8 protein-coding genes are annotated in these 7,921 nt (G+C 73.1%); 1 reads left to right on the plus strand and 7 read right to left on the minus strand.

Annotated elements, in window-relative coordinates:
* Nucleotides 1-27 precede the first annotated feature (27 nt).
* The 7 genes from ACIRG6_RS34300 to ACIRG6_RS34330 all read right to left on the minus strand — a co-directional run bounded on the left by ACIRG6_RS34300 (nucleotide 28) and on the right by ACIRG6_RS34330 (nucleotide 6,746).
* Nucleotides 28-1,044: a serine/threonine-protein kinase gene (locus tag ACIRG6_RS34300; RefSeq protein ID WP_364681678.1), complete on the minus strand. Its 1,017-nt coding sequence runs from the start codon at nucleotides 1,042-1,044 to the stop codon at nucleotides 28-30.
* The gene (locus tag ACIRG6_RS34305; RefSeq protein WP_365021264.1) at nucleotides 1,041-2,918 is read right to left on the minus strand and encodes an ABC transporter ATP-binding protein; all 1,878 of its coding nucleotides are present in this window, start codon (nucleotides 2,916-2,918) and stop codon (nucleotides 1,041-1,043) included. Before ACIRG6_RS34305 ends, ACIRG6_RS34300 begins: the two co-directional genes overlap by 4 nt.
* A 75-nt stretch (nucleotides 2,919-2,993) precedes the next feature.
* Nucleotides 2,994-3,128: a hypothetical protein gene (locus tag ACIRG6_RS34310; RefSeq protein WP_318217177.1), complete on the minus strand. Its 135-nt coding sequence runs from the start codon at nucleotides 3,126-3,128 to the stop codon at nucleotides 2,994-2,996.
* Between the two features lie 79 nt (nucleotides 3,129-3,207).
* Nucleotides 3,208-3,942, minus strand: coding sequence for a D-Ala-D-Ala carboxypeptidase family metallohydrolase (locus tag ACIRG6_RS34315; protein WP_364681673.1), 735 nt, complete (start codon nucleotides 3,940-3,942; stop codon nucleotides 3,208-3,210).
* Between the two features lie 115 nt (nucleotides 3,943-4,057).
* Nucleotides 4,058-5,089: an NAD(P)/FAD-dependent oxidoreductase gene (locus ACIRG6_RS34320; protein ID WP_365021265.1), complete on the minus strand. Its 1,032-nt coding sequence runs from the start codon at nucleotides 5,087-5,089 to the stop codon at nucleotides 4,058-4,060.
* Nucleotides 5,086-5,601, minus strand: a complete 516-nt coding sequence (locus ACIRG6_RS34325; protein ID WP_365021266.1) for an isoprenylcysteine carboxyl methyltransferase family protein — start codon at nucleotides 5,599-5,601, stop codon at nucleotides 5,086-5,088. The genes ACIRG6_RS34320 and ACIRG6_RS34325 overlap by 4 nt, the downstream gene beginning before the upstream one ends.
* An 8-nt stretch (nucleotides 5,602-5,609) precedes the next feature.
* Nucleotides 5,610-6,746, minus strand: a complete 1,137-nt coding sequence (locus tag ACIRG6_RS34330) for a type III polyketide synthase (RefSeq protein ID WP_364681667.1) — start codon at nucleotides 6,744-6,746, stop codon at nucleotides 5,610-5,612.
* Between the two features lie 78 nt (nucleotides 6,747-6,824).
* Here ACIRG6_RS34330 and ACIRG6_RS34335 point away from each other — a divergent pair, with 78 nt between their 5' ends.
* Complete coding sequence (locus ACIRG6_RS34335; RefSeq protein WP_364681665.1) at nucleotides 6,825-7,652, plus strand: UbiA family prenyltransferase; 828 nt, start codon at nucleotides 6,825-6,827, stop codon at nucleotides 7,650-7,652.
* The last annotated feature ends 269 nt before the right edge of the window (nucleotides 7,653-7,921 follow it).

Consider the following 7,921-nt stretch of genomic DNA (forward strand, 5'->3'; position numbering starts at 1 on the left):
AGTGGAAGCCCCAAAGGGTGCATATCCCTAATACGTAGCATCTTCGCGGAAGGATTGTCCGGGGTGCGGCCCGGGTGGCGGTGGTTCCACGTCCTTGCGGCGGGCGGGCAGCAGCGCGTCGAACGCCGCGGCGAGGGAGTCGATCCCGGGCCGGTCGACGGGGTCCGGCTCCAGGCACGCGTCGATCGCCGCGGCGAGCGCACGCGGCAGGCGGCGCCGGGAGCCCACGGGTGCGGCCCTGTCCTCCAGTTGCGGGTACCGGCCCTGCCGGCCGTACGCGTCGCCGAGGCTCGCGGAGGCCGACGGGGCGCGGGAGCCGCCGCCGGCCGGCTCTCCGCCTGTCGTCGTGGACGTGACCTCGGGGAACGGGAGGTCACCGGTGGCGGCCTCGTACAGGGTGATGCCCACTCCCCACACGTCCGCGGCGGCGGACAGGTCGCCACCGCGTGCCTGTTCGGGGGAGAGGTAGCAGCGGGTGCCGATGCCGGCGGGCGCGGGCCCCGGCGGGCGGGCGACGCTGAGATCGAGGAGTTTGGCGCGCCGGCAGTCGATGATCACGTTCGCGGGTTTCACGTCCAGGTGCAGCACGTCCCGTCCGTGCAGGTAGTGCAGCGCGGAGCACAGGTGCAGGCCCAGGAAGGCCACGTCAGGGGCGGCGAGCCGGTGCCGCAGGCGCTCGATGACGTGGGTGACGGTCTCGCCGGTCAGTGTCTCCAGGACGACGAGGGGCTCGGGCGTCTCGACGGTCTCGTACGCGCGGACGAGATGCGGGTGGCTGAAGGCCTGCAGCCAGCGGCCCTCGCGCAGGAGCCGTTCGCGCAGGTGCGCATCCTGCCGGCGGTCCGGACGCAGCGTCTTCAGCAGGCAGCGGCAGTCCCGTTCGTGGCTCCAGGCGTCGTACACGTCGAGCCACCCGGTCCTGGTCAGGTGGGCCAGGACCTCGTAGCCGGCGGCCGGGGTCGCCCCCGGCGGCAGGGGCGGGGCCGGCGGGGCGGCCCGGTGCCGGGGCGCCGATCGCGGCGAGGGGAGGTCCGTACGGCTCATGGGAAGGCCTTGGTCACGGGCGTGGCGGCGGGGTCCGCGGGGGCGTGCAGCCGGTGCAGCCGGGCGTAGGTCTTGCCGCTCAGCAGCAGGTCGCGGTGGGTTCCCTGCTCGACGACCCGGCCGTGGTCCAGCACCAGGATCCGGGAGGCGTCGCGGACGGTGAGGAGGTTGTGGGAGATGACGAGGGTGGTGCGTCCCGCCATCAGGCGGCGCAGTGGCTCCATGACCCGACGGCCCGACTCGGCGTCCAGGCCGGTGGTCGGCTCGTCCAGGATGAGCACGGGCGCGTCGCGGATCATGGCCCGGGCTATCGCCAGGCGCTGGCGCTGACCACCGGACAGCAGCCTGCCGCGTTGGCCCACGACGGTGTCGTAGCCCTCCGGCAGAGCGGTGACGAAGTCGTGCGCGTCCGCGGCGCGGGCCGCCGCGACGACCTCCCGCTCACTGGCGTCCGGACGGCCGTAGAGGATGTTCTCGCGCACGGTGCCGTGCAGGACGAGCGTCTCCTGCAGCACCACGGCCACGTTGTCGCGGACGTCGGCGAGCCACAGGGTGTCCAGGTCCGCGCCGTCCAGCCGGACGGCGCCGCGCTCGGGGTCGTAGAAGCGCAGCAGGAGTTTGGCGACGGTGGACTTGCCCGCGCCGCTGGGCCCGACCAGCGCCAGCGTCTCCCCGGGCTCCACCCGCAACGACACGTCGCACAGCGCGGCCCGGCCGGTCCCCGGATAGGTGAAGCCGACGCCGTCGAACTCCACCTGCCCGCGAGCGCGCCCGAGCCGGACGGGGGAGGGCGCCTCGGTCACCTGCGGGCGCTGGTCGAGCAGCTCGACGATCCGCTCCGCGGCGGCGGAGGCCGCGTAGAAGGTGCTGGTCAGATGGGACATACCCCGGATCGGGCTGTAGAGCTTGCTCAGCAGGGCCAGGAAGACCAGCAGCTCCCCCAGGGTGAGACGGCCGCGGGCCAGTTGCCAGGTGCCCAGGCCCATCACCAGGAGGGCCCCGCTCAGCTCGACCAGGTCGACCAGCGGCCCGAAGACGGCACGGATCCTGGTCGAGGCCATGGTGGCGCGGTACCGTCCGACGATCTCGCGCTGGAACCTGTCCTGCTCCCACGCCTGGCGGTTGTACGCCTGCACCAGCGCGATGTTGCCCAGCACCTCCTCGGCGACCGCGCTGACCGAACCGCTGCGCCGGCGGCGCTCCCGGGAGGCGGCCTTCACCAGCCGGGAGAAGTACCGGGCCGCCCACCAGAACAGCGGCACGATGACGAGGGCGAACAGCGTCAGGTCCCAGCTCAGGTAGAAGAGCATGCCGAGGAAGATGCCCAGCCGCATCACGTACCACAGCGCCTCGGCCACGCCCGAGAGCAGGAACGTCTCGACCGCGTCGACGTCACCGGTGATCCGGGCCAGTACGTCGCCGAGCCGGCGCCGTTCGAAGAAGCCGAGGGAGAGGCGCTGCATGTGCCGGAAGACGTCCGCCCGCAGCGCGAGCAGGAAGCGCTCACCGACCCAGGTGGAGGTCACGTCGTCGGCGAACGACAGGACGCCCGAGGCGAGGCCGAGTCCGACGTAGGCCAGGGCGATCGGCAGGAACGGGCTGAGATCGCGCTGGACGAGCACCTCGTCCACCACCACCTTGAACAGCCATATCTCGGCCGCGTCGATGGCGGGGCCCACGACGCAGAACGCCACGAGCGGCAGCAGCCACTTCCGTCCGCCGTGCGTGTACGGCCAGAACCGCCGGAAGATCTGCCGCACCGGCAGGGCCGGCGCGGCGGCGACGACCTGTTCGCCCTCCGGCGCGGCGACGGAGAACAACCGTCGCAGCCCCGGGACCGGGGCTGCGTGGCGGACGGCACGGCGAAGCTTCACGGAACCGCGACCTGTCGGACGTCGGCCCCCGGCGGCCGGAGGAACATGCCCACCGGCCGCCGAGGGGCACCGGCGTCACTTGCGCATGCCGGTGCTGGAGGTACGACGGTGGTGTTTGCGGGGGTGGGAAGTCCTCCCCTTCGCGGTGGTCGTGTGCTTCTTGCCCTGGGAGTGCCTCTTGGCGGGTGCCAGGTGGCTGAAGAGCGACATGATGTTTCCCTTCGTCTCGCACGGTTCACTAGGACATACGTGCGACCTCGCCCAGGGGATGGCGGTTTGCCGATATTTCTCAGACTCCGCAGGTGGGAGCCGACCAGTAGGGCGACGGGTCGAAGGCCACGTGGGTGTGGTCGTTGTGGCCGGGGTAGCCCGGACCGAGGATCTCCGAGAAGCCGTGCGTCCTGGCCTGCTGGGCGAGCCGGCACAGGGACGGCGAGCCGACGAGGTCGGCCGCGTCACCGTAGAGGTGACGACTGGTGGCGGAGCCGCCGACCGCGTCGTTGCACGCGCGGGAGCGGAAGCCGCTGGAGATGGTGATCGGGACGTCGCCGAGGGCGTGCCGCATCGCCTCCAGCTTCCACATGGTCCTGAGCGCGTTCGACTTGGCGGTGGCCGCGGAGACGGCGCCGCCGGACCAGTCGGAGTTGCACTTGTTGAGTTCGGCGTAGCTGAAGTGGACGGGCGTGCAGTCGGCGTCCTGGAGGGCGTAGATCTTGCTGAAGGTCGCGGGTCCGGCGACCCCGTCCGCGGTCAGTCCGTACGCGGCCTGGAACTTCTGCACGGCGGCGGCGGTCCGCGCGCCGTACTGGCCGTCGTAGGAGAGCCGCTCGCCGGAGGTCACCCAGCCGGCGACCCGGATCTGGAGCTGGGTCACGTCGCCGCCGGAGGCCCCCTGGGAGAGGGTGCGGTTCCAGGTGTAGCAGGAGTCGGCGTGCGCGGTTGTGGCGGTGGCGCCCACCCCGGCCGCCACACCAGTCATGACCATGACAAAGGAGAGAAGCAGGCGTGACACGCGTCTGAGCATCCCGGCCTCCCGACCGTTGAGGAGACAACAACCGAGCCCAGCGTGCGGCAACGGGCTACGCGCGTCAATGGCGCCCCGGGGAAGCGCCGACGCCTCCTGCCGTCACCCGCACCGGTCACGCCAGTGCGTTCACCGCGGCCGCGAAGAGGCGGGGCAGGCGTACGGCTGCGGGCACGATGCACGGAGCCAGTGCCGGTTGCTGACGGGCCCTCACCAACAGGCCGGTCAGGACCCGGTGGCGGCGGGTCGCGCGGCACCAGTCGGTCTCGTAGCGGCCGGGGGTGCCGCGGCGCACGTTGGCGACCAGGGCCTCGGCGCCGGTGAGGGCGAGCGAGACACCCTCACCGGTCAGCGCGTCGGTGTAGCCGGCTGCGTCGCCGACGAGCAGCACCCGTCCGTACGTGCGGGTGCGTGCCCGCCGGCGCAGCGGACCCGCGCCGCGTACCGGGGTGACGGCCGCCTCCGCGGGGAGGCGGGCCGCCAGTTCGGGGAAGCTCTCGAGCTGGGTGCCGAAGGGCGCCCGCCGGGCCGTGAGCAGGGCGACGCCGACGAGTGCGGGACCGAGCGGCGTCACGTACGCCTCCGCGTGGGGTCCCCAGTGCACCTCGACGTACGAGGACCAGGGAGGCACCGCGTAGTGGCGGCGCAGACCGTACCTGGGCGCCGCCCTCGTCCTCACCTCCAGGCCGAGCGAACGGCGCAACGGTGAGTGGAGTCCGTCCGCGGCGACCAGCCACCGTGCGCGCAGGCCCGTGCCGGGCACGGTCACGCTCGTCGCGTCCTGTCGCACCTCCCCCACCTTCAGGGGCAGTACGGGTACCCCCGCGTCCACGACGGCCCGGTGCAGGACACTGTGCAGGCTGGTGCGGCGCACGCCGAGGCCGGGGCCCTGCCGGAACGCGGCCTGTACCTGGCGGGGGCCCTGGATGTAGCGGATGCCGGTGACCGGGTGGCCGGGGACCTCCAGGCCGAGCGCGCCGAGGGCCCGGACGGCGCCGGGCATCAGGCCCTCGCCGCACGCCTTGTCGACCGGCGTCCGACGTGGCTCCGCCACGACGGCGTCGAGCCCGGCGCGCGCGGCGTGCAGTGCGGTCGCGAGACCGGCGGGACCGCCTCCGACGATCAGCACGTCGTGTCCGCCGCTCACGCGGGCGCCGCCGCGGCGAGAGCCGTGTTCTCGCATCGGACACGGACCACGAGCAGCAGTGCGTTGGCCGCGGTGAACGCCGTGGCGGTCAGCCACGCCGAGTGGACCAGTGGCAGGGCGGCGATCTCCACGACGACCGCGACGTAGTTGGGGTGGCGCAGGAACCGGTAGGGCCCGGCGCCGACCAGGCGCGCTCCGGGGACGACGATGACCCGTGTGTTCCAGTACGGCCCCAGAGTGGTGATGCACCACCAGCGCAGTGCCTGCGCCAGGACGACGAGCGCCAGCACGGGCCACCCGAGAACGGGCAGGAACGGCCGGTGGGCGACCAGGGGTTCGGCGAGGCAGCAGACGAGCAGACACGTGTGCAGCACGACCATGACCGGGTAATGCCCCCGGCCGTGCTCCACACCGGCGCGGGAGAGGGTCCAGGCGGCGTTGCGTCGGGCGACGACGAGTTCCGCGACGCGCTCGGCCGCGACGGCGAGGACGAGAAGCGTGTACCAGGGCATGAGACCCCTCACCAGCGCAGCAGGACGACTTCGGAACAGAACCCCGGCCCCATCGCCAGGAGCAGCCCCCACGTGCCGGGCTCGGGGCGGTGGGATTCCCCGGTCTTCTGGAGGATGTGCAGGACCGAGGCGGAGGACATGTTTCCCACCGTCGCGAGCGAGTGCCAGGCGGTGTCCAGGGCGTCGCCGGGCAGGCCGAGGGTGTCGGCCATGGTGGAGAGCACCTTGGGGCCTCCCGGGTGGCACACCCAGCTTCCGATGTCGTCCGTGGTGAGGCCGTGGTCGGCCAGGAAGGCACGCAGATGCCGGCCGAAGTGGTCCCGCACGATGCCGGGGACACCGGCGTCGATCACGACGCGGAAACCGGTGGGGCCGATGTCCCACCCCAGGAGCTGTTCGGTGTCCGGATACAGGTGGCTGCGGGTGGCGACCACGAAGGGCCCGGCCCCGTCCGGCCCGGCGGTGCCACTGCCCCGTGCCACGAGCGCCGCCGCGCCGTCACCGAACAGCGCGCCGGCGACCAGGTTGGCGCGGGAGTCGTCGCGCCGCTGGAGGGTCAGCGAGCACAGTTCGACGCTGAGGAGTACGGCGGTGTCGGCCGGGTGCCCTCGCAGGTAGTCGTGCAGCCGGGCGAGTCCGGCCGCGCCCGCCACGCATCCCAGCCCGAACACCGGGACTCGTTTGACGTCGGGCCGCAGTCCCAGGCGCCCGGCCAGCCGGGCGTCGAGCGACGGAGCGGCGATGCCGGTGATGGAGGTGCACACCAGCAGATCCACGTCGGCCGGTCCGAGCCCGGCCTCCTGCAGTGCGCCGACGAGGGCTTCCTCGCCCAGTTCGAGTCCGGCGGCCATCCACGCGTCGTTGCTCTGCCCGAAGTCGCCAAGGTCGCCGTACCGCTCGATCGGCAGGGCGAGATGGCGTGTGCGCACACCGGCGGACGCGTGGAGGCGGCGCAGCAGGGCGCGGTCCGCCCCGGGGGGCAGGCACAGGTCACCGATCGCCTCGGTGAGGTCGTCCTGGGCGTACCGGTACGGCGGCAGCGCGGTGCGGATCGCCGCGACCGCGGTCGCCGTGCCGGGCGCAGTCGTCCGGGGCGGCACCGTGGGCAGGGAAAGGGCGTCGTCGACAAGGGCAGTGACACGCATGTCGGTTATGCCTTCCTCTTGCCGGTTCTCCCGTAACGTCCCTGTGTGTCTCTACACGCACCCGGAGCCCGTCTGGCCATGACACGCCGAGTCCCGGCGTTGGTGCGCTCCTGCCACCTGGAGCCGGCGATGGCGGTGACGGTGTTCGTGACCGCTCTTGCCGTGGCGGCCGGCCGCGGAGCGGCGGGGTCCGCGGCGGTGGCCGCGGCCGTGCTGGCCGGCCAGCTCTCGGTCGGCTGGTGCAACGACGCGGTCGACGCCCGGCGCGACTCGGTGTGCGGACGCCGCGACAAACCGGTGGCCACCGGTGAACTCCCGCCCGGGGCGGCGGCCGTCGCGGCCGGGGCCGCTCTGGGGCTGTGCGTGCCGCTGTCGCTGCTGAGCGGCGCCGCCGCCGGAGTGGCGCATCTGGGCATGGTGGCCGTGGGCTGGGCCTACAACCTGGTGTTCAAGCACACGGTGCTCTCGCCGCTGCCCTACGCCGTCGCCTTCGGAACGTTGCCGGCCTTCGTCACCCTAGGTCTGCCCACGCCGTCCTGGCCCGCCTGGTGGGTGGTGACGGCCGGGGCGCTGCTGGGGGTGGGGGCGCACCTGGTCAACGTCCTTCCGGACATCGAGGACGATCTCGGGACCGGTGTGCGCGGGCTGCCGCAACGGCTGGGCCGCGGAACCTGCCGGCGGCTGGCCCCGTTCATGATGCTGACGGCCGTGGGGGTACTCGTCGTGGGCCCGCCCGGAGCGGTGGGCGGGTCGAGCGGGGCGCTGGCGGCGCTGGCCGGGGCCGTCGCGGTCGCGGGCACGGCCGTGCCGTCGGACATCCGGAGCCGGTGGCCGTTCCGGGCGGCGATCGTCGTCGCGGGCATCGCCGTGGCGCAGATGCTGCTGCGCGGCCCGGACATGGCCTGACCCTCGCAAGCGGGACCCGCCGAGCGTGCCGCCGGCGGGCCGCGGCACGGTGAGCGGTCGAGCTCGTGGTGGTGTGTCCTCGTCCGGCGGTCCGGCGCGACTTCAGGCAGGGAGAGGAAGGAGCCGGCGACGCCTCCGGTGGGGTGGCCGTCTGCCCTTCCGTGCCTGTGCGGACGGGTCGGCCGCGGTGTAGAGAGGAGTCATGTCGCAAGGTCTCGACGGACTTCACCGGCCGGTGCAAACGAGCCGGGCGCTGGTCGCCATCCCGA

Origin of the sequence: Streptomyces flaveolus, assembly GCF_044765825.1 — a bacterium.
GTDB lineage: Bacteria > Actinomycetota > Actinomycetes > Streptomycetales > Streptomycetaceae > Streptomyces > Streptomyces flaveolus.

What these genes read in the sequence shown, in the direction of transcription:
- ACIRG6_RS34325 (WP_365021266.1), bottom strand. Translation starts at nt 5,601, where the DNA reads ATGCCCTGGTACACGCTTCTCGTCCTCGCCGTCGCGGCCGAGCGCGTC.
- ACIRG6_RS34310 (WP_318217177.1), bottom strand. Translation starts at nt 3,128, where the DNA reads ATGTCGCTCTTCAGCCACCTGGCACCCGCCAAGAGGCACTCCCAGGGC.
- ACIRG6_RS34330 (WP_364681667.1), bottom strand. Translation starts at nt 6,746, where the DNA reads ATGCGTGTCACTGCCCTTGTCGACGACGCCCTTTCCCTGCCCACGGTG.
- ACIRG6_RS34315 (WP_364681673.1), bottom strand. Translation starts at nt 3,942, where the DNA reads ATGCTCAGACGCGTGTCACGCCTGCTTCTCTCCTTTGTCATGGTCATG.
- ACIRG6_RS34300 (WP_364681678.1), bottom strand. Translation starts at nt 1,044, where the DNA reads ATGAGCCGTACGGACCTCCCCTCGCCGCGATCGGCGCCCCGGCACCGG.
- ACIRG6_RS34335 (WP_364681665.1), top strand. Translation starts at nt 6,825, where the DNA reads ATGACACGCCGAGTCCCGGCGTTGGTGCGCTCCTGCCACCTGGAGCCG.